This is a genomic window from Leucobacter komagatae (assembly GCF_006716085.1).
GTDB classification, from domain to species: Bacteria; Actinomycetota; Actinomycetes; order Actinomycetales; family Microbacteriaceae; genus Leucobacter; species Leucobacter komagatae.
The window spans coordinates 747,767-772,639 of record NZ_VFON01000001.1 but is presented as its reverse complement, the minus strand read 5'-3'; the positions used below and the strand labels follow the sequence as shown (position 1 = coordinate 772,639).

Here is a 24,873-nt window from a genome sequence, read left to right as displayed (position 1 = left end):
ACAAAAAAGCTCGGGCCCCACCGAAGTGGAACCCGAGCCTCGAAGTCTGTCTGCTTAGATCTTTGCGACCTGAGCGGCGAGCTTCGACTTGCGGTTCGCGGCCTGATTCTTGTGAATCACGCCCTTCGAAGCCGCCTTGTCGAGCTTGCGGGTAGCGGTCTTCAGCGCCGACTCAGCTGCTGCCTTGTCGCCTGCGACGACGGCCTCGCGGGTCTTGCGGATGACGGTGCGGAGCTCGCTCTTGTACGCCTTGTTGCGCTCGGTAGCCTTCGCGTTGGTCTTGATGCGCTTGATCTGCGACTTAATGTTTGCCACGTTGGGTAGGTTCCTTCAGTAAGAGGTCAATCGGGTTGATCCGCGCGGTGAGAGAGGGCACCTAACGGGGGTGTGGTTTGATCCACACGCAAGCCAAGAACCTACTTTAGCAGATCCCGCGCCTCGAAGCACGCCACCCGGGGTGGGTTCAGCGCGATCGGCGACGCGTGAATGCCGCCAGCCCGGTGGTTCGGGAGAGGAGCCACACGAGGCAGGCCGCGAACGCCAGGGTCGCAAGCAGACCTGCGACGTGAGCCAGCACGTAGGGGGCCCCGTGGCTGGGGAGGAGGAAGCCGTATGGCACCCAGCCATCCGTCACGCCGCGGATAAGGACCACACCGAGCCAGGCGAGCGGGTAAGGCAGCACAAGCCATAGCCTTCGCCACGGGAGCGGAGGCCTGTCGCCCACGCATGCCCAGTCGACAAGCAGGAATGCGGGAGCGATCGCATGAAGCAGGAGCGACACCCACCAGGGCGCGCTGCCCGTGCCCGGAATGAGCGTGTTGTAGATCACGCCTACGACGAGCATGCAGGAGGTGACGACGCCGCGAACGAGGTTGAGTGGCAGCGGGACCGGGGCCCCGATGCGACTGAGCGCGCCGCACGCGACGAGAGTGAGCGCCGCCAGCAGATTGGTGAGGTTCGTGAAGTAGCCGAAGAAGTTGAACGGGGTCGCGCCGTCTCGCGGAACCCCGAGAACGTAGGCGATCCAGAGAGCGAGGAGGATTGCGGTACCGAGCGCAAGGCGGGTCCAAGCCACAGCGGAGTGGGCAACCGTGTGCACTACAGCCAGCCCTTCTCGACGGCAATGCGCGCGGCTGCGGCGCGGTTCTTCGCGCCGACCTTGCCGATGGCCGAGGAGAGGAGGTTGCGCACCGTGCCCGCCGAGAGGAAGATCTCTGCCGCGATGGCGGGGGCGGTGAGCCCCTCTGCGGCACGACGCAAGACCTGGCGCTCCCGCTCGTTCAGGGGGTTGGTGCCCTCAAAGAGTGAAGCCTCAGCGAGGGCTGGGTCAACAACGCGCCGCCCCCGGTGAACCTGCCTGATCGACTCCGCAAGCTGCTCAGGGGACGCGTCCTTCACGACGAACCCACTCGCCCCCGCGTCGAGCGCGGAACGAAGATAGCCCGGGCGTGCGAAGGTCGTCACGATGAGCACCCGCGACGTTGGGCTCACCTCAAGCAGGGCTCGTGTCGCGGCGATGCCGTCCATGCCGGCCATTTGAATGTCCATGAGGCACACGTCGGGGCGCAGCTCGGTCGCCAGTGCAATCGCCTCGGCGCCACCAGCGGCGTAGCCGACGACCTCGAGGTCGGGTTCGAGCCCGAGCAGCGCGCCTAGGGCTCCGCGAACGAGTGCCTGGTCATCGACGAGCAACAGTCTGATTCGATCGCCCGACCCGACCGGCGCTCCAGCAGCCCTAGATGGCTCACCGGCATTCATGCTCATCACCATGTCAGACTCACCTGCGTTCCCTGCGTTCCCTGCCCCGGAGCGCTCTCAATGCGAAGTTCGGCGCCGGCAGCCGCCGCGCGCTCGCTCATCCCGCGGAGCCCGTTGCCCGCGACACCCCGGCCTCGGTCGGCACCGGGCTCGATCCCGATCCCGACCCCATCGTCACTCACGGTGAGCTTCCCGGGCGCGAAGGTCACGACGACCCGAGTCGCGCCCGCGTGCCGGAGGACGTTCGTTGTGGCCTCGCGCAAGATCCAGGCGGCGGGGATCGCCTGCGCGGGGGACAGGGCGGATGCGCTGCCACGCACGTCGAGCGCGATCCCTGCCGTGGCGAGCGCTCCTGAGGTCTCGGTGAGCTGTTCTGCGAGCCCGTCGGCGCGAAACCCGGTGACCGTGCCGCGCACGCCGGAGATCGCCTCGCCCGTGAGCCTCACGATCTCGTCGAGCTCGGCGCGTGCGGCTGCGGGATCGAGCTCGAGGAGCCGCGACGCAAGCTCGGCCTTGAGTTTCACAACGGTGAGTGAGTGGCCGAGCAGATCGTGAACGTCGCGGGCGACGGCCTCGCGCCCCTCGCTCGTCGCGAGCTCGACGCGCAGTTTGTCGGCTGCCGTCGACCGCTTGATCAGCCACGAGTTGATCGTGTTCACCGCTGCGATCATCATGACAATCCACAGGAGCGGCCATGGCGGGGCGGCGCCGCGAGCCCCGGCTGTCGCGATCTCGAACACGATGAGCGCCGGGCCGAGCGTGTTCGCCGCCCAGTGAACGGGGCGGCTGAGCAGGTACGACGCGTACGACATCAGGAACGGCGTGAAGCTCGTCGCGTTCCAACCGATCGCAGGGATCGTGAGTGCCGCACACCCGAGCGCCGCGACGAAGAGCCAGACGGTAACCGGGCGCTCCCTGCCGTGCGGCGCGCGCATCCCGACGATGAAACCAGTGAGGTACGAGGCCGCGAACGCTGCAACGCCGAGCCAGCCGAGCGCGACCGCCCACGCCGCGGCCTCAGAGTTCACGAGGGCCGCGGCGGGGAAATAGAGGAACACGAGCCAGATTCCGCCCATGAGCCAGCCGAAGCGCGCCCAGGCGTTCGCAGGGTCGGTGAGGGTCGGATCACTCATTTGTGACAGCCTAGCGCCGGCGGCGCGAACGCAGCACGCCGAGCCGAACGAGCCCGGCGAACAGTAGCGCCCAGACCGCGAAGTTCGCGAGTACAAGCCAGATCGAGTCGCTGCCCCCGGAGATGAGCGCCCCCTCGGTGATCGGCCAGCGCACGAGAGCCGCGTAGCCGTACATGGGCGTGAAGTGCGCGACGGCGAGCATCGCCCCGGAGAGTGGCATAAACACGTTGCCAACGAACCCGAAGAGCGTGATCGCGATAGAGGCGAGCGACGCCGCGGTGTCGGAGTTGAAGGCGAGCCCAGTGCCGAGACCGAACAGCCCGAACATGAGGCCACCGGCGAGCACGAGGGCGGCGACGGCAGCCCAGAGCCACGGCGAGTCAGCATGGGCGCCGGTGAAAACGCCGACGACGAAGACGCCCGTCGTGGACACCGCCGAGAACGTGAGGGCAACCGCAAGCTTGACCGCGGCGTAGCCCGGAATGGAGAGCGGAGTGAGCGCGATCTGCCTGCCCCAGCCCTGACCGACCTCGGAGGCGGCGAGCGAGCAGAGCGACGTCATCGCGGTTGCGGTGCCGAAGGCTGCCATCGAGGCCATGACGTAGAAGGCGACGTTTCCGTTGCCTGCGCTCGCATCCTTGTACTCGGCTCCGGCGCCGAACAGTAGGTACATCGCGATCGGCATGCCGAGGGTGAACACGAGCGTGTATGGGTTGCGGAACTGCCGCCTGACCTCGACGCGGAAGAACGTGGTTGAAAACAGCATGGGGGTTAGTCCTCCGTGAGCGCGGTAAACGCGGTTTCGAGTGTTGGGGCCGCGATCTCAAGGTCGGTTGCGCCGCCCGCGAGCAGCCTCGCCGCAACCGCATCCGAATGGTGCGCACGAAGGGTGACGCGGCCGGCATCGATCTCGAGCGACGAGATCGCGGTGTCCGCACGGAGCACCGCGAGCAGTTCGTCCGCGGCAGCCGGGAGCGTTGCCTGAAGCGTGCGGCCACCGAGCGAAGCCCGAAGGGTTGCCGTCTCGCCGTCTGCGACGACCTCGCCGTGGTTCAAGACGACGGTGCGCCTTGCGAACTGCTCGGCCTCCTCAAGATAGTGCGTCGCGAACACGATGGTTCGGCCCGCGTTCGCGTCGGCGCGCATCGCATCCCAGAACCTGCGGCGTGCGGTGACGTCCATGCCCGCCGTGGGCTCGTCAAGAATGAGTACGTCGGGGTCGGGGAGGAGCGCGAGCGCAAACTTCACACGCTGCTGCTCGCCGCCCGAGCACTTGCTCACCTTGCGCCGCGCAATCTCGGTGAGGCTCGCGCGCTCAAGCACCTCGGGAACACGCGCCCGGACGCCGTGGAAGCTCGCGATCACCTCGACGGTCTCTCGCACGGTGAGATCTGCGAGCAGCCCGCCGGTCTGCAGCACGGCCGACAGTGCCCCCTCAGCGACGGCAGCTCGGGGCGTTCGCCCGAGGACGCGCACTGTGCCCTCGTCGGGGTCGCTCAGGCCGAGCACCATGTCGATGAGCGTGGTTTTCCCGGCCCCGTTCGGGCCGAGGAGCGCGACGACCTCTCCGCGCTCGACGCGAAGGTTGACGCCGCGGACGGCGCGAACGAGCTTCGCGCCGGCGCCGAACTGGCGAACGACGCCGACCAATTCAAGAGCCGTGGCTGTGCTCGGCGAGGAAGGCGCCAAGGGCGCGGGCACGCCGGGCGGCCGGAGTGCTGATTGCGGTGAGTCATGTTGAACCATGCCTCTAGCTTTTCGATTGGCCGTGCCTGGCCGCGAGAGGGCGGTGTCACGCAGAAGACGTGACAGGTGTCACACTCGCTCGATTAGCTGCGGGCTAGCTGCGGGCTAGCTGCGGGACTGCAGGCGGGCGAGGATCGCAGCCCGCCTGTCGCTCGGTGCGTCACTCTCAAGCGAGAACGTCACCTCGGCGAGAGACGGCCACTGCCCGGGCCAGTGCCCGGCCGCGCTGGCGCGGTGCGTGCGGCCTGCTGTGTTGCCACGTGTTGCGTCGCCGGCCGTGCCGTCTTCGAGGGTGAGTCGCGCGAGGAGGCCATCCTCGACGAACAGCCTCACGAGGCGGTTCGTGCCAGAGTCTGGGTCGCGGAACTCGGCGGTGACCGGAAACCGCTGCTCGTGGGGGACGGCGCGCGGGGCCGCGTGCGCGTCAGACACGTCGATGTTGATGACGTCGTAGGATCCGGGCACCCCCTGCCACACGAGCTCGCGGGCGTCTCCGAGTTGCGCGGCGAGCGCGCCAGCGCTCGGTTCGGCGCTGTACTCGAGCATGCCCGCGATGAGCGCGCGAGCGCCGTCGGGGAGGTCGCCAAGGGTCGTGTGGTCGCCGGCGGGGCCGATGCCGAGTGCGCTGCTGGGGCCAGTGCTGAGGTCAGTGCCGAGGCCAGCGCCTGGGCTAGTGCCGAGGCCAGTGCGGCTGGCCCGACGCTTCGCGAGAATGCCCGGTAGCTCGCTTGCGAGGACGAGTGCCGCGCCCGCGATTGCGAGGGCCACCCTCGGGCGACGCACGCCCCGTCGCGCGAGGGAGCGCTGCAGTTTCGCGTCGAAGGCCTCGCCGAGCGGCGAGAGCCCGAGTACCGCGCCAGCGCCAAGCGTGGCGATTGCGGCGCGCGCGGCCGGGCTCGTTCGCGGAGGGAGGTCGGTCGCAAGGTCGGCGGCGGTGATCCCTGCCAGGGTGGTGCGGTAAGCGGCGAGCTCGCCCGCTCTGAGTTTCGCGGGGTCGATAAGAGTGATCGCGCCGAGTGATGCCGCGAGCGCGACGGCGCGTTCTGGCCGTCCCGGCGCGAGGGCGCGTCGAACAAACTGAGAAGCAGACACGCTGTCATCCTACGGGCCCGGCCTGATCGGGGCGTGTGGCGGCCGGGTGCGCGGGGCGTTCGGTCGGGGGAGCGCCCGAGCGGTGACAGATGTGGTGGTGCCGCGAGCTCGCCGTGCGTGAGATAATGGCTGGCAATGTCTCCACGCAGTCTGAAACCACCGGTGCCGGCGTCGACCGACCCCTCGATGATCCGCAACTTCTGCATCATCGCGCACATCGATCACGGCAAGTCGACGCTTGCCGACCGCATGCTCCAGGTCACCGGTACGGTGGCCGATCGCGACATGCGCGCCCAATACCTCGACAACATGGATATCGAGCGCGAGCGCGGTATCACGATCAAGTCGCAGGCCGTGCGCATGCACTGGCAGTCCGAAGGGGGAGAGTACGCCCTCAACATGATCGATACGCCGGGCCACGTCGACTTCTCGTACGAGGTCTCGCGCTCGCTCGCGGCCTGTGAGGGCGCGATCCTGCTCGTCGACGCGGCGCAGGGCATCGAAGCCCAGACGCTCGCGAACCTGTACCTGGCCATGGAGAATGACCTCGAGATCATTCCCGTGCTCAATAAGATCGACCTGCCAGCGGCCGACCCCGAGCGGGTCGCCCGTGAGATCACCGATCTCATCGGCGGCAACCCCGATGACATCCTCAAGGTCTCGGGCAAGACCGGCGCGGGCGTCGAAGAACTGCTCGACGTCGTTGTGTCTCGCATCCCCGCGCCCGTCGGCCAGACCGACGCGCCAGCCCGGGCGATGATCTTCGACTCCGTGTACGACCCCTACCGCGGCGTCGTGACCTATGTCCGTATGGTCGACGGCAAGCTCACCCCGCGTGAGAAAGTGCAAATGATGTCTACGGGCGCCGAGTATGAGGCGCTCGAGATCGGCGTCTCCTCGCCCGGCCCGACCCCCACAAAGGGGCTGGCGGTCGGCGAGGTCGGCTACCTCATCACGGGCGTGAAGGATGTGCGCCAGTCGAAGGTTGGCGACACTGTCACGAGCAAGCTCAAGGGCGCAACCGAAGCGCTTCCCGGGTATACCGACCCGAAGCCGATGGTGTTCTCGGGCCTGTACCCGCTCGACGGCTCCGACTATCCGGTGCTGCGCGAGGCGCTCGACAAGCTCAAGCTCTCTGACGCGGCGCTGCAGTACGAGCCCGAGACCTCGGTCGCGCTTGGCTTCGGCTTCCGTTGCGGCTTCCTCGGTCTGCTCCACCTCGAGATCATCACGGAGCGGCTGCGCCGCGAGTTCGATCTTGACCTCATCACCACCGCCCCGAGCGTGATCTACGAGGTCTCGAAGGAGGACGGCACCGAGGTGACGGTGACGAACCCCTCGGAGTACCCCGACGGGAAGATCGCGAGCGTGCGCGAGCCCATGGTTCGCGCCGCCATCCTCGCGCCGAAGGACTACGTCGGCGCGATCATGGAGCTGTGCCAGTCGCGCCGCGGCAGCCTGCTCGGCATGGAGTACCTCGGTGAGCGCGTCGAGCTGCGCTACAACATCCCGATGGGCGAGATCGTCTTCGACTTCTTCGACCACCTGAAGAGCCGCACCCAGGGCTACGCGAGCCTCGACTACGAGCCGAGCGGCGAGCAAGAGGCAGATCTCGTGAAGGTCGACATCCTCCTGCAGGGGGAGGCCGTCGACGCGTTCTCCGCGATTGTCCACCGCGACAACGCGTACGCCTACGGCACGATGATGACCGAGCGCCTGCGCAAGCTCATCCCGCGCCAGCAGTTCGAGGTGCCGATTCAGGCAGCCATCGGCGCCCGCGTGATCGCCCGCGAGAACATCCGCGCGATCCGTAAGGACGTCCTCGCGAAGTGCTACGGCGGCGACATCAGCCGTAAGCGCAAGCTGCTCGAGAAGCAGAAGGAGGGCAAGAAGCGCATGAAGATGGTTGGCCGCGTCGAGGTCCCTCAGGAGGCCTTCATCGCAGCGCTGTCGGGCGACGTCGAGGGTAAGGAATCGTCGAAGAAGTGAACGCACCCCGCAGATCAAGCTATACACGCATGCCCGTCGCCTACGCGGCGATCGGAGCATCGGGTGCACCCGACCTCATGCGGTTCCCGCCCGCGGGGAGCACTCCCTACGAGGAAGCCCTGCAACTGGGCAGCGGTCAGGAGCGCTTCCTGACCGCGGCGAACCTCCTCATGACCTGGGGCGCGCACCGCGCCGCCGGGTTCACCGTCGAGAACATCGAGCTTGGCGAGCAGGCAGACTACGTCGGCGTTCAGTTCGACGACGGGGGCACCCCGGAACTCGGGGAGAAGCCCGAGGAGCTGTTCAGCCCCGAGGGCGAAGCGTACGTGCTCCCTGGAACGACCGCGACGCTCGTGTCCGCGAAGGCGAAGCACCCCCGGCCGATCCTCGTGATCTCGACCGTCGACGAGCCGCAGCGGCTCGGCTTCGCGTGGGGTGATCGCGAGGAAACCGCCGGTTTCGGTGAGCAGCTCGTCACCGTCGAGCACCGCTCCGATGGCACGGTGTGGGCCGTTGTGCGTGGCTTCACCTTCCTCACAAGCTCTGGCCTCATGGCGAGCGTGAAGCAGCGTTCCGAGCTGCGGGATGTAATCGAGCAGGCGCAGGCGCTCATTGGCGCGCTCGCTCCGGGCGCAGCGATCAGAAACGGCGTCGCCGCGCCCGCGGGGACGGAGAAAAGCACCGCGGAGCGGGATCCCGCACTCGAGGATCCGGCAATCGAGGATCCGGCTTCGGAACCCGACGGCGATCCTGCCCAGGGCGTCTAGCGATGCCGAGCGTGCTCCCCGACGGTGACCCTGCGCCGGCCGATGGGGCGCTCCCCGCGAGCGTGCTCGACGGCGCGGGCGAGCGCGCCTTCGGCGTGTACCTGCACGTGCCCTACTGCAGGGTGCGCTGCGGATACTGCGATTTCAATACGTACACCGCGAGCGAGCTCGGCGGGGGCGCAAGCCAGGCGGGGTATGCCGCCGAGGCCGCGGCCGAACTGAGCTTCGGCGCGGGCGTGATGCGCGCGGCCGGGTTGCCCGAGCGCGAGGTATCGACAGTGTTCTTCGGCGGCGGCACCCCGACGCTCCTGCCCGCGTCTGACCTCGCGATGATGCTCGGCCGCATCCGCGACGAGTGGGGCATTGCCCCCGGCGCGGAGGTGACGACCGAGGCGAACCCCGATTCGGTTGACGAAGCCTACCTGGAGACGCTTGCCGACGCGGGCTTCACGCGAGTGAGCTTTGGGATGCAGTCGGCGGTGCCGCACGTGCTGCGCACGCTCGACCGCACGCACAGCCCCGAGCGCGTGCCCGTCGTCGTCGCTGCCGCCCGCGCAGCCGGCCTCCAGGTAAGTCTCGACCTCATCTACGGCACCCCCGGAGAGTCGATCGAAGACTGGTCGCGGTCGCTCGACGCCGCGCTCGAGAACGCCCCAGACCATCTCTCGGCGTACGCGCTCATCGTTGAGGCAGGCACGAAGCTTGCGGGCCAGATCAGGCGTGGCGAGGTCGCTCAGCCCGACGACGATGTGCACGCCGAGATGTACGAGATGCTCGACGCGCGGCTCGCCGCAGCCGGGTACGAATGGTACGAGATCAGCAACTGGTCGCGCACCCCCGAGACGCGCTCGCGCCACAACCTCTCGTACTGGACGGGGGAGGACTGGTGGGGCGCTGGCCCTGGCGCACACTCCCACATCGGTGGGCTGCGGTGGTGGAACGTGAAGCACCCCCGCGCCTATGCCGATCGGATGAGCCAGGGTCTGTCGCCCGCGCACGCGCGCGAGCTCCTCACCGACGAGGCCCGCTACAGCGAGCGCGTGCTGCTGGAGACGCGCATCGCCGATGGCTTCGCGATCGACGCTCTGAGCGAACAGAGCCGCGATGCTATCCCCGGCCTCATCGCCGATGGCCTCATCGATGGCCGCGCCGCGCTTGGCGCAGGCGGATCCGAGCGCAGGATCGTGCCGACGCTTCGCGGTCGGCTCCTAGCGGACACAGTCGTCGGACAACTCCTGCGGTAGTAGACTGGCACTCAGGTTGTTCGAGTGCCAGAAAGGCGGTGCGTGATGGTCCCTGAGCGCAGTCTTGCCGTGCTGCACGCGATCGTGAGCGACTACGTCGCCCTCAACGAGCCCGTCGGCTCGAAGTCGATCGTCGAGCGGCACGCGTTTGGTGTGTCGGCCGCGACGATTCGCAACGACATGGCGCTGCTTGAGGACGACGAGTTGATCGCGCAGACCCACACATCTTCCGGGCGTGTGCCCACCGACAAGGGCTACCGCCTGTACGTCGACACGCTCGCGAAGCTCCGGCCGATGACGGCCGCTCAGCGCTCGGCGATCGAGCGCTTTCTCGGGGAGTCGAGCGACCTCGACGACGTCATGGCCCGAACGGTGCGGCTGCTTTCGCAGCTCACGAACCAGGTTGCCGTCGTGCAGTACCCGTCGTTGCGCAGCGTCGCTGTGCGGCACGTCGACCTCGTCGCGCTCGGTGAGAACCGGGTGCTTAGCGTGCTCATCCTTGGCAACGGAGTGGTCGAGCAACAGACGGCGATGCTCCCCGCAGAGCGGGCGAGCGAGGTATGGCTGAACACCGTCCGTGAGCGCATCGCGACCCGCGTCGTGGGGCAAGACATCGACGCTGCCGACCGGGCGGTCACCGAACTCGCGGCCACCGTGCGCGATTGGGCCGAGCCCGGCGACGTCGAGCTCGCGGGCTCGCTCCCGACCGTGCTCGAGGCGATCGAAGAGCAGGTGACCCTGCTCCGCCTGTTCGGTGAGCTCGTGCAAGACGAGCGCGACATCGCCGCCTCGATTGGGCGAGAGAACGAGGCCTACGGGCTCTCTGACGCGTCGATCATCGCGACGAACTATGAGCAGGCGGGGGCGTCGAGGCTCGGCGTGCTCGGCCCGCTGCGCATGGACTACGCCGGGAATATTCAGGCGGTGCGCGCGGTTGCCAGATACCTCAACCGGTTACTCAGTGAAGACCGCTGAGCGCAGAGCATTGAGCGCAGAGCCTTGAACGAACAGCACTGAGCGCCGCCGGCGCGCTGGCCTGACTCAGACACCGGCCCTACATACATCACACATCCACGACCCCTAGGAGTATCACTGTGGCGGATCACTACGAGACGCTCGGCGTTTCTCGCGAAGCGAGCCTCGAAGAGATCAAGAAGGCGTATCGGAAGCTGGCGCGCCAGCTGCACCCCGATGTGAACCCGAGCGAGGAGGCGGCCGAGCAGTTCAAGAGCGTGACGCACGCCTACGACGTGCTCAGCGACCCCGAGCAGCGCCAGCGCTACGACATGGGCGGCCAGCAGGGCGGGGCCGGCGGGTTCGGTGACATCTTTGAGACGTTCTTCGGCGGCGGGTTCGGCGGTGGGTCGCGCGGCCCGCGCGCCCGTGAGGAGCGCGGCGAGGACGCGCTCATTCGCGTTGACGTGAAGCTCTCGGAGGTTGTCTTTGGCGTGCAGCGCGACATCACGGTCAACACCGCTGTGCTGTGCAACACCTGCGGCGGCAACGGCTGCCAGCCGGGCACGCACCCGGTCACCTGCGACGTGTGCCGCGGCCAGGGCCAGGTGCAGCGCGAGGTGCGCTCGCTCTTCGGTAACGTCGTGACGATGCACCCCTGCGGCAGCTGCCAGGGCTACGGCACCATCATTGAGAGCCCGTGCGTCGAGTGCGCAGGCAAGGGGCGGCTGCGTGAGCGGCGCACCATGCAGGTCGATATCCCCTCGGGCATCGACACCGGCACCCGCATGCAGATGCGGGGCGGCGGCGAGGTTGGCCCCTTCGGCGGGCCGAACGGTGACCTGTTCATCGAGTTCCGCGTCGAGCACGATGACGTTTTCAGCCGCGACGGCAACGACCTTCTAAGCACGATGCAGGTGTCGATGACCGACGCGATCCTCGGCACCGAGGTTAACGTTGAGTCGCTCGACGGGAGCGTGAAAGTCGAAATCCCTGCCGGCACGCAGTCGGGCGACCTCGTTTCGGTGCGTGGCAGGGGCATCCAGGGGCTTCGCTCGACGACCCGCGGTGACCTCAAGATTGCGATGCAGGTGGCGACGCCCACGAAGCTGTCGCACAAGGAGAAGTCGCTCGTCGAGCAGCTCGCGAAGCTCCGCAAGGAGGAGCCGCCGCACTTCGGTGAGTTCAAGCAGAGCTTCTTCGGCAAGCTGCGCGATCGTTTCTTCGGATAACCGTGGCGAACCTGTACTTCGACGAGTCGCTCGCGGACACCGAGCCCGGCGGGCTGATCACCGTCTCCGGTGACGAGGGTAGGCACGCCGTGCGCGTGAGCCGGCTGCGCCTGGGCGAACAGACGATCGTTGGAAACGGTCGCGGGCTGCGTGCTTTCGGGGCGGTGACTGAGCTGGGCCGCGACAGCTTTACCGTCGCGGTCGAGCGTGTCGAGGAGGTTCCGGCTCCCGCCCGCAGGCTGGTGCTCGTGCAGGCCCTCGCGAAGGGCGACCGCGACGAGCGTGCCGTCGAGCAGGCTACCGAGTTTGGTGTTGACGCGATCGTTCCCTGGCAGGCCGAGCGCTCCGTGTCGAGGTGGGTCGGCGAGAAGGCCGAGAAGGGCGTCGCCAAGTGGTCGCGGATCGCCCGCGAGGCTTCGAAGCAGTCGATGCGCGGGTGGATCCCGGAGGTGCTTCAGCCTGTGGCGACGGCGGATCTCGCGGCGCTTGACGGTCACGTCATCGCGCTGCACCCGCGTGGCGAGGAGCGGCTCAGCGCCTGGCGCCCCCCTGACGAGCGCGACGTGTACCTCGTCGTTGGCCCCGAGGGCGGGCTCACCGACATCGAACTCTCGACACTCACGGCGCAGGGGCCGGGGGAGCGGCAGATCGCGCTCCTCGGGAACAACGTGCTTCGGACGTCGTCGGCCGGGCCCGCCGCGATTGCCGTGCTGAACGCCGCGCTCGGCCGCTGGTGACTGGAACGTTCCCGGCGGCAGCGCGAGTGTGACAGTAGACTGGGCGTATGGCTGAAGAGACAGTATTTGGCAAAATCGTCTCGGGTGAGATCCCCGCGAAGCTCCTCGCAGAGACGGAGCGCGTGATCGCGTTCCCCGACATCAACCCGCAGGCGCCCGTTCACATCCTCGTGATTCCGAAGACCACGGAGTACCGCGACGTGACCGAGCTTGCCGCTGGCGACCCCGAACTGCTCGCCGAGATGGTCTCGGTCGCGAAGCAGCTCGCCGAAGAGCACGCGAACGGCGAGTACCGGCTCATCTTCAACAACGGTGCCTCGGCGGGTCAGACGGTGTTCCACGTCCACGCGCACATCATCGCGAATCTTGAGGAGCGATCCCTCCTTGGGTTCTGAACCAGACTCGTCAGGTGCCGGGGCCGCGACGGACCCCGCCACCGGGGGTGAGACGCCGGCCGGTCAGCGACCCGAGCCGCAGCTCGAGCGCACGGTGACGCTCACCGGTGTCGAACTCGCCTCGTTCCTCGGCCATCGCGACCAGCTGCTCGCTGACCTCGAAGCGCAGCACCCGAGCGTGCAGTTCAACGCGCGCAACGACGTCCTCTCGATTCGTGGCGAGACGAGCGCGGTCCGCGCGGCGGAGCAGCTCGTCCGCGAGATCCTCGAACTCGCGCGGCGCAGCGGCGCTGTCTCGAGCACCGACGTCCGCTCGATCGCACGCATGGTGCGCGACGGTGACGGCCCGCGAGCCGCGATCACGCTGAGCGAGCCGATCCTCACCGTGCGCGGCAACTCGGTTCGCCCTCAGACGCAGGGCCAGCGCGAGTACGTTGACGCGATCGACAAGAACACGATCGTGTTCGGCCTGGGCCCCGCCGGCACCGGCAAGACCTACCTCGCGATGGCGAAGGCCGTGCAGGCGCTGCAGCGCCGCGAGGTCTCGAAGATCGTGCTGACGCGCCCCGCCGTTGAAGCGGGCGAGCGCCTGGGCTACCTGCCGGGCAGCCTCGAAGACAAGATTGACCCCTACCTCAGGCCGCTGTTTGACGCGGTCGGGTCGATGATGGATCAGGATCTCGTGCCCAAGCTGCTCGCGAACGGCACGATCGAGGTCGCGCCGCTCGCGTACATGCGCGGACGCACGCTCAACGAGGCGTTCGTCGTGCTCGACGAGGCACAGAACACCACGCCCGAGCAGATGAAAATGTTCCTCACCAGGCTCGGCTACGGCTCGAAAATGGTGGTGACCGGCGACATGACCCAGGTCGATCTGCCGGTGAAGCAGAGCGGGCTGCGCGTGGTGAGTAAGATCCTTCGCAGTGTGGAAGACATTCACTTCGCCGAGCTCACGGCCGACGACATCGTCCGCCACAGCCTCGTTGGCCGCATCGTTGACGCGTACGCCGCGTTTGACGAGCGGCAGGCCGCGGAGAGGAACGGCTCAGCAGATACAGCAGTTAGCGGTACAGCAGTTGGCGATACGTCAGTTGGAGATGCCGCACCGGGCGCGCGATCGAGCCGCCACGATCACATCGAAGGGAAGCGCGACCGATGAGCGTCGAGATCAACAACGAATCAGGGGTCGCCGTCGGCGAAGACCGGCTGCAGCGGCTCGTGAGCTTTGTGCTCGAGTCGATGTTCGTGCACCCCGACACCGAACTGAGCCTGATGTTTGTGGACGAAGCAGCGATCGAGCAGCTCCACGTGCAGTGGATGGACGAGCCCGGTGCGACCGACGTGCTCAGCTTCCCGATGGACGAACTGCGCCCCGGCCGCCCCGACGCGCCCTCGCCCGCCGGGCTGCTCGGTGATATTGTCGTCTGCCCGCAGGTCGCGCAGGTGCAAGCGGAGAACGCCGGGCACTCGCTGGAACAGGAGCTGACGGTGCTCGTCACCCACGGCATGCTGCACCTGCTGGGCTTCGACCACGGAACTCCCGATGAGGAAGCCGAGATGTTCGGGATGCAGCGCGACCTGGTGCTCGCGTTTAGCACGCGAGAACGGTGAGCTCTGTGAGCGACGACGACCTGCCTCCGCTGTTTGAGCGGGTGAGCGCCGCCGTGCGGCGCATCGCGGAGCGCGTGGCGCTCGGGCGCGGTCGCGTACGCGATGAGCAGCAGCTCCTCTCGATGGTGGACCACGCGACCGAGCTCGCCCTGCTTGAGGAGGGGGATCGCGACTACATCCACTCGATCGTCGAGTTCGGCGACACGCTCGTGCGAGAGGTGATGGTTCCGCGCACCGACATGGTGACTGTCGACTCCGACGTCTCGATCCGCGATGGGCTTGAGCTGCTCTTGAACTCTCGCCACTCGCGGGTCCCGGTGATTGGCGACGACGTCGACGAGGTGCTCGGGGTCATGTACCTCCGAGACGCGAGCGGGTTCGTGCTACGACGGCCCGATGAGGCGGAGGAGTCGCCCGTCACGCGCATCATGAAGCCCGCGATGTTCGTGCCCGAGGTGCAGCGGGCTGACAGGCTGTTGCGCCGGATGCAGCAGGAATCGAATCACCTCGCCCTGGTCGTCGACGAGTACGGCGGCATCTCGGGGCTCGTGACACTCGAAGACCTGATCGAAGAGGTGCTCGGCGATATCAGCGACGAGCACGACCGTGAAGCGCCCGAGGTCGTTGAAGAGGCTCCCGGCCTGTTCCTGGTGAGCGCGATGCTGCCCATCGATGATCTGGGGGAGCTGTTCGAACTCGAACTTGATGACGAAGACGTTGACACCGTCGGCGGGCTTTTCGCCAAGTGGCTCGGGAGACTCCCCGAGGTCGGCGACCGAGTCACGGGTGAGGGCATCGAACTTGAAGCGCTCGAGACTGAGCGCCGGCGCAAACGATTGATTACGGCGCGCGCCCGCGCCATTCACGAACCCGCGGAGTCCGCGGAAGACAAGACTGAGGAAACGGCATGAACGAACCCGATAGCACCACCCCGCTGCCCGCGGGCGAAGCGAGCGAAAACACAATGCCTGCGGGCGAAGAGTTCCGGGCGGGCTTCGTCTCCTTCGTCGGCCGGCCGAACGTCGGCAAGTCGACGCTCACGAACGCGCTCGTCGGCGAAAAGATCGCCATCACGAGCCCGAAGCCGCAGACCACCCGCCGCGCCATCCGCGGTATCGCGCACCGGCCCGACGGACAGCTCATCATCGTCGACACCCCCGGCATTCACCGGCCGAGGACACTGCTCGGGGAGCGACTCAACGCGCTCGTGGAGTCGATGCTCGGTGACGTCGATGTGATCGGGTTTTGCGTTCCGGCGAACGAGAAGCTCGGTCCCGGCGACCGCTTCATCAATGACCGGCTGAACGACTTTCCGCGCGCGAAAAAGGTCGCGATCCTGACAAAGGTCGACGAGGCGTCGAAGTCAGAGATCTTTGACCAGCTGCTGCGCTTGGGCGAGCTGCGTGAGTGGGATGCCGTCGTGCCGATCTCCGCCGTGACCCGCGAACAGCTCGACATCCTCAGCGATGAGCTGCTGAAGCTCATGCCCCTGTCGCCGCCGCTCTACGACGACGAATCATCAACTGACGAGACTGAGGACGATCGGATCGCCGAACTCATCCGTGAGGCCGCACTGCGCGAGGCTCGGGAAGAGCTGCCGCACTCGCTCGCGGTGACCGTCGACGACCGTGAAGAGCGCGAGCCGGAGAGCGACGGTGAGCTCGGCCTGCTCGAGCTGTACGCCTCGCTCTACGTTGAACGCGACAGCCAAAAGGGCATCGTCATCGGCAAGGGTGGCTCTCGACTGCGCCAGATCGGTGAGGACGCCCGGCACGAGATCGAGGCGCTGCTCGGCCGGAAGGTGTACCTGTCGCTCCGCGTCAAGGTAATGAAGGAGTGGCAGCGCGACCCGAAGGCGCTCGGACGGCTCGGCTTCTAGCCGCCCGAGCACCGTCTGCGGCTAGCGGCGCCGGTTAGCGAGCGTCGCGCCCCGCCGCCGCACGACCGCTGCGGCGAGCAGCCCGCCGCCGAGCAGCAGCGCGGTGGCGGCTCCAACGAGCACTGCCGAGTCGGTCAGGCTGTCACCGCCGGTGGCGGCGAGAGTTCCGTGGGTGCCCGCGCCACCGGGCTTGGTGCCGGTGCCTGCGCCAGGGCCGGTACCGGTGCCCGTACCGGTGCCCGGGGTTTCAGTCCCGCCGCCCGTACCAGGAGTGCCAGTACCGGGTGTCCCGGTCCCGCCGTCGGTTGTGGGCTTGGTAAACAGAGTGCCCGTCTGGAGTGCCCCGGTCTTCGCCCCGTCGGTGAACCACCACACCGCACGCTCGGCTGCCTGGGAGCGCTCTGCTGCCTGGTAGCGCTTGGCCGCCGTCGGCGCAACCGGGGAGGTCGCGAAGCCCTCGTTGTTGGTGTTCGGGAGGCCCTCGGGCCGCTTGTAGCGGGTCACGTCGGGCGAATCAGTGCCATTGAGCGTGAAGAATGCTGATGCGCCATCGCAGCCGTCGTCGCACACCGCCCACAGGCCGCCACGCACGACGTCCCAGTCAAGCGCCATGACGCCCGCGAGGCGGGGTTTCAGTTCCGCCACGCGGGTTGCGCTGCCGTCCGAGTTGAGCGCGAGCGCAAAGACCTGGCCGCCGTCCTCGACAGCGACGAAGAAGAGGCCGCCCCCGTGCCCTGGGTAAGTCGCGGGCGTGTACGGGGCGCCCGTGTGTGAATCAAAGAGCTTCCCGGCAAGGTCTGCGTCCGATACCCACTCGACGGCTTCGATCCCGAGGTTCGGGCTGACGGCGGGAAGGATCGAGGTGACGTCCCACTCCTGCGTCGCGACGACGTCTTGGCCCGCGGCGTTCGGGTCGATCTTCAACACGGTGTTCTGGTTCACACCCTTCGCACCGTTGTCTCGTTCGGATGCGAGGTAGAGGAAACCGTCGCCCGCGACTGTGATGCCCTCGGTGTCGGGGCCCTTCGCCGAAGGGTTCGCGGCGTCGCGCTGGAACCGGGCACGCTTGCCCTGCTCCCAACCCGGCGCGAAGGTCACGGTGCCGTCGGCCGCGGTGTCGAGCTTCCAGAACCGGCCCTCGCCGTTGTCGACCGCCCACAGCACGACGCCGTCGTCCGTGAGCTCCGTGTCGAGCCCCGATGAATCCTCAAGGAACATGCGGGTCGTGTCGACGGTGCGGCTCGTTGACGCACCCGGCCACGCCTCGGTCGGTGCCTCGACTCCTGGGTCGGTGCCCGGCCCTGTTCCCGGGTCGGTGTAGCAGGAATTCGGGGCCCCGGGCGTCGGGTGCGCGAGCACGAACGAGCCCGCGCCGTCTTCGCAGCGGGCGAGCGTCGCCAGGGCGGCGTCGCCGTCGATGACCGCGTGGCCCTCCCACGCCCCCGTGTCATCGAGCAGAGCCCCATCCGGGGTGAAGAGGCGAATTCGGTCGGCGCTGCCGATCCCGATCGCGTCCGTGAACGCGCCCGTCCCGGCGCCGATGTCTCCGATGCTTGTCTCGGAGACGACGAGATACTCGCCCGGGGCGATCGTCGCCCCCGCCGGGAACTTCCAGCTGTGATCATCTGAGTTGTCGCGCAGTTCGTAGCCGAACAGCTCGATCGGTGTCGCTCCCGTGTTCACGAGCTCGACCCAGTCGGCGGGCTGCGAGTCGACCTCGCTGAGAAACAGCGTCGCGGTCGTAGGGGGAGCGAACACATTTGTGCTTCCCTTGGTCGGTTCGAGGGTTTCGGCCCAGGTACCGCCGTCGGTGAGCCCCCAAGTCGTTGGGGCGTGAGTGGCCCACGACGTGGAATCGACGAGCGCGCCCGCGGCGTCGAAGAGACGAGCCGAGTCCGCCTTGCCGAGACCGAAATCGAAGCCGGGGGTCGTGCTGCCCTTCTGGAGTTCGTCAAGGGCGAGGAATTCGCCCGGGGCGATAACCGTGCCCTGTGGGAGCACGTACGCGTGCGAATCGTCGCTGTCCTTGAACGTGAAGCCTGAGAGGTCGACGGGGGCGTCGCCGGAGTTGTGCAGCTCGACCCAGTCACCCGGAACACCCTCATTAGATTCGATCTCGGTGAAGCGAACCGCGGGGGAGGCGACCGACGCGTGAGCGGCCTGAGCCACCGCGAGGGGCGACGCCGTGATGGCTGACGCTGCGATGACTGCGACTGCGCAGCCCGCGAGGAGTTGGTGTTTCAGCACGAATGATCCTTCGGTGGTGAGATGAGAGTGAAGCCGGACTCATCTCACCAGCCATACGCTACGAACAGGCGACGCGGCGGTTGCCAGCGGGTGAACGTCGCGTCCACGCGTTGCAGCCTCATAGACTTGAAACCATGATCACATCGAACACACCCATGGACGACGCACTTGCAGCGATCTTTTCGGGCACGACTTCGTTCATCGCTATCGCGCTCTACATCGTCTTCGCCGTCGCGGCGTGGAAGATGTTCTCGAAGGCCGGCTACCCCGGCATCCTGGCATTCATTCCGATCGTCAACGTGATCCTCATCGTGAAGATCGCGGGCTACTCGGCATGGATGTCGCTGCTCTACCTGATCCCGATCGTCGGCTTTATCTTCGCGATCTTCGTTGCCCTCCGCCTCGGCGCAAACTTCGGAAAGGGCGCTGGGTTCTCAGTCTTCCTGCTGTGGCTCTTCCCCGTGTTTGGGTACTTCATCCTCGGGCTTGGCGACGCTCGCTATCAGCCGCGTGCGCACTAGCGCCCGCCGCTGAACCCGCCGCCCCCGCCGCCGCCAGCGAAGCCGCCGCCAGCGGAGCCGCCCGAGCTCGACGAGGTGTAGCTCACGGAGCTGGAGATCGATTCGGTGTAGCGGGCGAGGGTGTTCGGGAAGCTGCCGAGCCCGTGAACGGCGAGTGCCGGGTACCAGTAGGGCACGTACCCCGGCTCAGCCGAGTAGCGCACCTCGAGGGCTTTCGCCCACTGCTTCTCCTGCCCAAACAGGATCGCGTACGGGAGGAGACGCTCGTAGAGGTGAATCACCCGCACACCGTCAACCTCGCGCCGCTCGGCGCCGGTCACGGACTGGAGGATCCGGATCCGGTCTTCCTCTGCGACGCGAATGAACATGCGTACGCCCTCGAGGTACTCACGCGTCTCGGCGCCGAGTCTGGTGTGCACCGTGTGCTTGGCGACGGAGAAGAAGCCGACCGCCGCAAGGAAGAGCCCGCCGAACACGAATAGGGCGGGGAGCGCGGAGCCGCGCGTCGCGAGCCCGACCACGCCGAGTACGAACAGCACAGCTGAGATCGCGAGCGTCACGTACCCGAGGACTCGCGCGCCGGGTGCCTGCGCCTTCTCGAGGTAGCCGCGCGCGACGGCCTCCTTCGCTCCCCGCTGGGTGAGCTTCGCCATCTTCTCTGCGAACTTCGTGCTCGACTTCGGTATCGCCCGTGCCGCCCCCGGTTGGGCGTCAGGGACGAGGGCTCGGAGCATTCGCTGATCCAAATCGTCAGTCGCACGCGCGGGGTCAACCACCCTCACCATCTGCACCTGCTTGCGCTTGGAGCCGCCCAGCTTCTTGCCCTGCTTCTCGCCGTCTTCGAGTCGAGTCGCGCCGATGACGGCGAGGTGGATGATCTCGGCGGTCGTGGCCGATGAGCTCCCGGCCGCCGCGACCGGCCCGGCGATGAGCGGGGGCAGCTCTGCTGGCACGTCGTACTGGGCGACAACGGTGCCCCGTCCGGTGCGGCGCTTCCCCCGAAAGCGGGCGACACTGATGCCGCCAGCGGTCGCGGTCGCGAGGCCCGCGCCGCCGATGACGAGTGGGAGGCCATCGAGGGCGAAGTTCGGCAGCCGCTGGGAAGGCTGCACGACCGAGCCCTCGGCAAGCCCGACCGCGACCGTCACACCCTGCTTCGGCCCGAGCTGCGTGCCAGACACGCGAACCGGGTCCGTCGGGGTGCCTGCGCCGGTGAGCGCGCACTCGTCAGTGCTCCCAGGGTTGCCGACATAGCAGTGACTGTTCCCGTTGAGGGCGGGCACCAGCGCGTCCGAGAACGAGACCTCGGCGCTGAACCGCTGAACCGGCTGCTGGTGTTCGAAATCCATGATGTCCCAGTAGAACTCATCAGCGGTGCCGTCATCGCGGCCGAGTACGACGTCTGACAGCGTGTAGCTCAGCACGTATGTCTGCTGCCCGTGGACGTAGCTGTCGTCGCCCACGAGTAAAATACGGAACCCGTCTTCGTCCTCGACCTCGAAGGGCACCGGCGCGCCGCTCCCATCGGTGACCGAGAAATCGCGCGGATCGGTCGACGCTCGCTCATAGTCGATCGGGATCCCGCGGACAATGCCACGATTCTGATCTGTCTCGGGGAAGCGTGGCGTCACCGTTTCCGTGACCTTCGCGATCGCGCGCCCGGCGTCGTCCACGCCAACCTCTGCCTCAACATGCCAGGCGTCATACGTGAAATCGTTGACGTCCGCGAAAGCCGGGCTGGCGGCGAGTGGAGCGGCGAGCGCGAGCCCCGTCGCGGCGATGAACAGCGTGCCGATTCGCAGAAGTTTTCGCATATCGTCGAGGTTACGCTAAACTCGTCACCATGCTGTTCGGCTCGCTTCTTCTTAGCTGCCGCGACGAGTCCTCGACTTCGAACTAATTCAGTCTCAGGCCTTCCTCGTCGCGGTGTTTGTGTTTGGCTGAGCGAACGTTACGAAGAAGGAACACGTCATGAAGAACACGCAGCAGCCCTCCGGTATGCCGATTCACCGCTACCGCCCCTACAGCGAGATCATTCCCGTCGAACTGCCTGACCGCACCTGGCCGACGAAACAGATCACCGAGGCGCCTCGCTGGTGCGCGGTCGATCTGCGTGACGGCAACCAGGCGCTCATCGACCCGATGGGCCCCGAGCGCAAGCGCGTCATGTTCGATCTGCTCGTGCAGATGGGGTACAAGGAGATCGAGGTTGGGTTCCCATCGGCGAGCCAGACCGACTTCGACTTCGTGCGGCAGCTCATCGAAGAGAAGGCCATCCCTGACGACGTCACGATCCAGGTGCTGACGCAGGCGCGCGAGCACCTCATCACCCGGACCTACGAGTCGCTCATCGGTGCCAAGCAGGCGATCGTTCACCTGTATAATTCGACGTCGATCCTGCAGCGCGACGTTGTCTTCCGCTCCGACCGCGAGGGTATCAAGCAGATCGCCGTCGAGGGCGCAAAGCTCTGCCGGGCCGCGGAGCACATCTGCGAGGGCACCGAGATCTACTACGAGTACTCGCCCGAGTCGTACACGGGCACCGAGCTCGAGTATGCCGCCGAGGTCTGCAACGCCGTGCTCGAGGTGTTCGAGCCGACGCCCGAGCGCAAGGTCATCATCAACCTGCCCTCGACCGTCGAGATGGCGACACCCAACGTCTACGCCGACTCGATCGAGTGGATGGGGCGCAACCTCAACCACCGCGAGAACGTCATCCTGTCGCTGCACCCGCACAACGATCGCGGCACCGCGGTCGCCGCGGCCGAGCTCGGCTACATGGCCGGCGCCGACCGCATCGAGGGGTGCCTCTTCGGTAACGGCGAGCGCACCGGCAACGTCGACCTCGTCGCGCTCGGCATCAACATGTTCACGCAGGGCATCGACCCGATGATCGACTTCTCGCGCCTCGATGAGGTGCGCCGAACCGCTGAGTACTGCAACCAGCTGCGCGTGCCCGAGCGGAGCCCGTGGGCGGGTGACCTCGTCTACACCGCGTTCTCGGGATCGCACCAGGACGCGATCAAGAAGGGCTTCGAGCGCATGCAGGCCGACGCCGACGCGGCGGGCGTCTCGATCGACGAGGTCGAGTGGGCTGTGCCGTACCTGCCCGTCGATCCGAAGGACCTCGGCCGCTCGTACGAGGCCGTCATCCGCGTGAACTCGCAGTCGGGCAAGGGCGGCGTCGCCTACCTGCTGAAGACCGACCACTCGCTCGACCTGCCGCGCAGGCTGCAGATCGAGTTCAGCGCCGTCGTGCAGGGCGTGACCGACTCCGAAGGCGGCGAGGTCTCGAGCGACGCGATCTGGACGATCTTCCAGGACGAGTACCTGCCTTCGACCGGTGTTGACGGCGTCGAGCGCTGGGGTCGCTACGAACTGTTCCGCACCTCGAGCGTCAGCGCTGGCGACGGCGTCACGAACCTCACCGTTGAGTACCGCGACGGCGACGAGCAGCGCGAGGAAACCTCGCAGGGCAACGGCCCCGTCGACGCGTTCATCAACTCGCTGAACGACTCCGGCCACGCCGTGACCCTGTTCGACTACGTTGAGCACGCCATGAGCGAGGGTGGCGACGCCGTCGCCGCGGCGTACGTCGACCTTGAGGTTGACGGGCAGCGCCTGTGGGGTGTCGGGATCGATCCTGACACGAGCCGCGCAACGCTGAAGGCGATCGTTTCCGCCGTGAACCGTTCCGTGCGCAATGCTGCGTCGCAGCGCGAGGCGGTTTCGGCCTAGCATCCCGGGCCGCTGCGCGCCCCGCGCTGCGCTTCCCGCGCCGCTGCGCTTCCCGCCACATCCCGCGCTGCCACATCCCGCGCCGCCCCGCGATTCGCACATATGTTCGAATCTGCGGTGTGGCGCGGCGGTGTTTTGGGCGCTGCGCCTTAGGCTTGGCGTGTGATTGCTTCGTTACACGGTGAGGTGCTTGCCTCGGGTGCCGGTTGGGTTGTTCTTGGTGTCGGCGGCGTCGGCATGCGCGTCGAGGTGCCAAGCGGCAGGATGTCGCAGCGTACGCCGGGGGAGCAGCTCTTCCTGCACACGTCGCTCGTGGTGCGCGAAGACTCACTCACCCTGTACGGGTTTGAGACCGAGACCGAGCTTGCCGCCTTCGGGTTCTTGATCGGGGTCACCGGGGTCGGCCCGCGTTCGGGTCTTGGCGTGCTGTCGGAGCTTTCCCCCGGTGAGATCGCACGCGCCGTCGCGGCTGAGGACGATAAGCCGTTCCGTAGGGTCTCGGGCATTGGCCCGAAGACCGCGAAGCTCATTACGGTGTCGCTCGCGGGCAAACTGAGCTCGCTCGAGTTCGATGACGAGGGCTCACAGGCCGAGACCCTGGCCCCAGACGATGCCCTCGTGGAGGGCGTCACCGAAGGCCTGCAGGGCCTCGGGTGGAGCGAGGGCGAGGCCCGCCAGGCCGTGCAAGACGCCCGCGACGCCGGCGCTGAGATGACGAACGCGCAGCTCCTCAGGGCCGCACTCACCCTGCTACAGCGGGGTCGCCGATGAGCGCCCCGATGTCGGGGGAGCTGTCGCCGCAGGCACTGCCGACCGAGGTGAGCTACGAGGGTGCCCTGCGCCCGGGCTCGCTCTCCGAATTCGTCGGCCAGGAGAAGGTGCGCGAGCAGCTCGGGCTGCTGCTCGGCGCGGCCCAGATCGATGGGCGCACCCCCGACCACATTCTGCTCGCGGGCCCTCCCGGGCTCGGCAAGACCACGCTGTCAATGATCGTGGCAACCGAGCTTGGGGTACCGCTGCAGCAGACCTCGGGCCCAGCGATCCAGCACGCGGGTGACCTTGCGGCCGTGCTCTCCGCGCTCACACCGGGGGAGGTGCTCTTCATTGACGAGATCCACCGGATGGCGCGCAGCGCCGAAGAGATGCTCTACCTCGCGATGGAAGACTTCAAGGTCGACATCATGGTCGGCAAGGGAGCTGGCGCGACCTCGGTGCCGCTTGAGCTCGCGCCGTTTACGCTTGTCGGCGCAACGACCCGGGCCGGCTTGCTCCCGAACCCGCTGCGCGACCGCTTCGGGTTCACCGCACACCTCGAGTACTACGCGACCTCCGAGCTCGAGGGCGTGTTGAGCCGCGCGGCGGGCCTCCTCGATTTCCCGCTCCACGATGCCGGCGTGGTCGAGATCGCGGGGCGCTCGCGCGGAACGCCGCGCATCGCGAACCGCCTGCTCAGGCGAGTGCGCGACTACACCCTCGTGCACGGCACGCAGCCCGATGAGCGTTCGGTGCGCGCGGCACTCTCGCTGTACGACGTTGACGAGCACGGCCTCGACAGGCTCGACCGCGAGGTGCTGCGCATCATCGTCGAACGCTTCGCCGGTGGCCCCGTCGGGCTCTCGACGCTCGCCGCGTCGGTCGGCGAGGAGGCAGAGACGATTGAGTCAGTTGTCGAACCCTTCCTCATGCGCGCCGGTCTTATTGCGCGGTCGCCGCGGGGGAGGATCGCGACGTCTCTCGGCTGGGCACATCTCGGGATGGCGCCGCCCGCGCACTAGTTTGCTGCCGCTCGCAGGATTCACCGCTAGACTTGTGCGGTCCGTGCGTGTTCAA

Annotated in this window: 24 protein-coding genes; 15 read left to right on the top strand and 9 right to left on the bottom strand. The window is 67.3% G+C overall.

Going from position 1 to position 24,873, the window contains the following annotated elements; all coding sequences use genetic code 11:
• Positions 1 to 54 precede the first annotated feature (54 nt).
• From rpsT to FB468_RS03515, 7 genes are all read right to left on the bottom strand, one after another.
• Positions 55 to 315 carry a 30S ribosomal protein S20 gene (gene rpsT / locus FB468_RS03545; protein ID WP_141886117.1) on the bottom strand — a complete coding sequence of 87 codons (261 nt, stop codon included), beginning with the start codon at positions 313 to 315 and terminating at the stop codon, positions 55 to 57.
• Between the two features lie 148 nt (positions 316 to 463).
• Positions 464 to 1,075: a Pr6Pr family membrane protein gene (locus FB468_RS03540; RefSeq protein WP_141886116.1), complete on the bottom strand. Its 612-nt coding sequence runs from the start codon at positions 1,073 to 1,075 to the stop codon at positions 464 to 466.
• A 23-nt stretch (positions 1,076 to 1,098) separates the two neighbouring features.
• Positions 1,099 to 1,758, bottom strand: coding sequence for a response regulator transcription factor (locus tag FB468_RS03535; protein ID WP_141886115.1), 660 nt, complete (start codon positions 1,756 to 1,758; stop codon positions 1,099 to 1,101).
• A 5-nt stretch (positions 1,759 to 1,763) separates the two neighbouring features.
• A complete protein-coding gene (locus tag FB468_RS03530) occupies positions 1,764 to 2,891 on the bottom strand; it encodes a sensor histidine kinase (RefSeq protein WP_141886114.1) in 1,128 nt (375 codons plus the stop codon).
• A gap of 10 nt (positions 2,892 to 2,901) precedes the next feature.
• Positions 2,902 to 3,657, bottom strand: coding sequence for an ABC transporter permease (locus FB468_RS03525; protein ID WP_141886113.1), 756 nt, complete (start codon positions 3,655 to 3,657; stop codon positions 2,902 to 2,904).
• A gap of 5 nt (positions 3,658 to 3,662) precedes the next feature.
• Positions 3,663 to 4,541 (bottom strand): ABC transporter ATP-binding protein, encoded by an 879-nt coding sequence (locus FB468_RS03520; protein WP_246055731.1) that lies wholly within the window; start codon positions 4,539 to 4,541, stop codon positions 3,663 to 3,665.
• Positions 4,542 to 4,742: 201 nt separating this feature from the next.
• Positions 4,743 to 5,729, bottom strand: coding sequence for a serine/threonine-protein kinase (locus FB468_RS03515; protein ID WP_141886111.1), 987 nt, complete (start codon positions 5,727 to 5,729; stop codon positions 4,743 to 4,745).
• Between the two features lie 135 nt (positions 5,730 to 5,864).
• Between FB468_RS03515 and lepA the strand changes: the two genes are divergently transcribed.
• From lepA to era, 11 genes are all read left to right on the top strand, one after another.
• Positions 5,865 to 7,718: a translation elongation factor 4 gene (gene lepA, locus FB468_RS03510; protein ID WP_141886110.1), complete on the top strand. Its 1,854-nt coding sequence runs from the start codon at positions 5,865 to 5,867 to the stop codon at positions 7,716 to 7,718.
• Entirely contained in the window at positions 7,715 to 8,485 is a 771-nt protein-coding gene (locus FB468_RS03505) for a DUF1990 family protein (RefSeq protein WP_141886109.1), read from the top strand. The genes lepA and FB468_RS03505 overlap by 4 nt, the downstream gene beginning before the upstream one ends.
• A gap of 2 nt (positions 8,486 to 8,487) precedes the next feature.
• Complete coding sequence (gene hemW / locus FB468_RS03500; protein ID WP_141886108.1) at positions 8,488 to 9,729, top strand: radical SAM family heme chaperone HemW; 1,242 nt, start codon at positions 8,488 to 8,490, stop codon at positions 9,727 to 9,729.
• Between the two features lie 45 nt (positions 9,730 to 9,774).
• Positions 9,775 to 10,704 (top strand): HrcA family transcriptional regulator, encoded by a 930-nt coding sequence (locus tag FB468_RS03495; protein WP_141886107.1) that lies wholly within the window; start codon positions 9,775 to 9,777, stop codon positions 10,702 to 10,704.
• Between the two features lie 119 nt (positions 10,705 to 10,823).
• Complete coding sequence (dnaJ, locus tag FB468_RS03490; RefSeq protein ID WP_141886106.1) at positions 10,824 to 11,915, top strand: molecular chaperone DnaJ; 1,092 nt, start codon at positions 10,824 to 10,826, stop codon at positions 11,913 to 11,915.
• A gap of 2 nt (positions 11,916 to 11,917) precedes the next feature.
• Complete coding sequence (locus FB468_RS03485; RefSeq protein ID WP_141886105.1) at positions 11,918 to 12,652, top strand: 16S rRNA (uracil(1498)-N(3))-methyltransferase; 735 nt, start codon at positions 11,918 to 11,920, stop codon at positions 12,650 to 12,652.
• Positions 12,653 to 12,699: 47 nt separating this feature from the next.
• Positions 12,700 to 13,047 (top strand): histidine triad nucleotide-binding protein, encoded by a 348-nt coding sequence (locus tag FB468_RS03480; RefSeq protein ID WP_141886104.1) that lies wholly within the window; start codon positions 12,700 to 12,702, stop codon positions 13,045 to 13,047.
• Positions 13,037 to 14,206: a PhoH family protein gene (locus FB468_RS03475; RefSeq protein WP_425460806.1), complete on the top strand. Its 1,170-nt coding sequence runs from the start codon at positions 13,037 to 13,039 to the stop codon at positions 14,204 to 14,206. The genes FB468_RS03480 and FB468_RS03475 overlap by 11 nt, the downstream gene beginning before the upstream one ends.
• On the top strand, positions 14,203 to 14,658 hold the full coding sequence (ybeY, locus tag FB468_RS03470; RefSeq protein ID WP_141886103.1) for an rRNA maturation RNase YbeY: 456 nt from the start codon (positions 14,203 to 14,205) through the stop codon (positions 14,656 to 14,658). The genes FB468_RS03475 and ybeY overlap by 4 nt, the downstream gene beginning before the upstream one ends.
• A 5-nt stretch (positions 14,659 to 14,663) precedes the next feature.
• Entirely contained in the window at positions 14,664 to 15,569 is a 906-nt protein-coding gene (locus FB468_RS03465) for a hemolysin family protein (RefSeq protein ID WP_246055730.1), read from the top strand.
• 53 nt (positions 15,570 to 15,622) lie between these two features.
• Complete coding sequence (era, locus tag FB468_RS03460) at positions 15,623 to 16,537, top strand: GTPase Era (protein ID WP_246055934.1); 915 nt, start codon at positions 15,623 to 15,625, stop codon at positions 16,535 to 16,537.
• 21 nt (positions 16,538 to 16,558) lie between these two features.
• On the opposite strand, the gene FB468_RS03455 is transcribed toward era, so the two are convergent.
• Complete coding sequence (locus FB468_RS03455) at positions 16,559 to 18,784, bottom strand: lamin tail domain-containing protein (RefSeq protein WP_141886101.1); 2,226 nt, start codon at positions 18,782 to 18,784, stop codon at positions 16,559 to 16,561.
• A gap of 134 nt (positions 18,785 to 18,918) precedes the next feature.
• On the opposite strand from FB468_RS03455, the gene FB468_RS03450 reads away from it, so the two are divergent.
• Complete coding sequence (locus tag FB468_RS03450) at positions 18,919 to 19,305, top strand: DUF5684 domain-containing protein (protein ID WP_141886100.1); 387 nt, start codon at positions 18,919 to 18,921, stop codon at positions 19,303 to 19,305.
• On the opposite strand, the gene FB468_RS03445 is transcribed toward FB468_RS03450, so the two are convergent.
• Complete coding sequence (locus FB468_RS03445) at positions 19,302 to 21,119, bottom strand: DUF2207 domain-containing protein (protein ID WP_141886099.1); 1,818 nt, start codon at positions 21,117 to 21,119, stop codon at positions 19,302 to 19,304. The two genes, FB468_RS03450 and FB468_RS03445, sit on opposite strands and share 4 nt — an antisense overlap.
• 157 nt (positions 21,120 to 21,276) lie before the next feature.
• Between FB468_RS03445 and leuA the strand changes: the two genes are divergently transcribed.
• From leuA to ruvB, 3 genes are all read left to right on the top strand, one after another.
• Positions 21,277 to 23,043, top strand: a complete 1,767-nt coding sequence (gene leuA, locus FB468_RS03440; RefSeq protein ID WP_141886098.1) for a 2-isopropylmalate synthase — start codon at positions 21,277 to 21,279, stop codon at positions 23,041 to 23,043.
• A gap of 162 nt (positions 23,044 to 23,205) precedes the next feature.
• Positions 23,206 to 23,814, top strand: coding sequence for a Holliday junction branch migration protein RuvA (gene ruvA, locus FB468_RS03435; protein ID WP_141886097.1), 609 nt, complete (start codon positions 23,206 to 23,208; stop codon positions 23,812 to 23,814).
• Between the two features lie 8 nt (positions 23,815 to 23,822).
• Positions 23,823 to 24,818 (top strand): Holliday junction branch migration DNA helicase RuvB, encoded by a 996-nt coding sequence (gene ruvB / locus FB468_RS03430; protein WP_141888104.1) that lies wholly within the window; start codon positions 23,823 to 23,825, stop codon positions 24,816 to 24,818.
• Positions 24,819 to 24,873 lie beyond the last annotated feature (55 nt).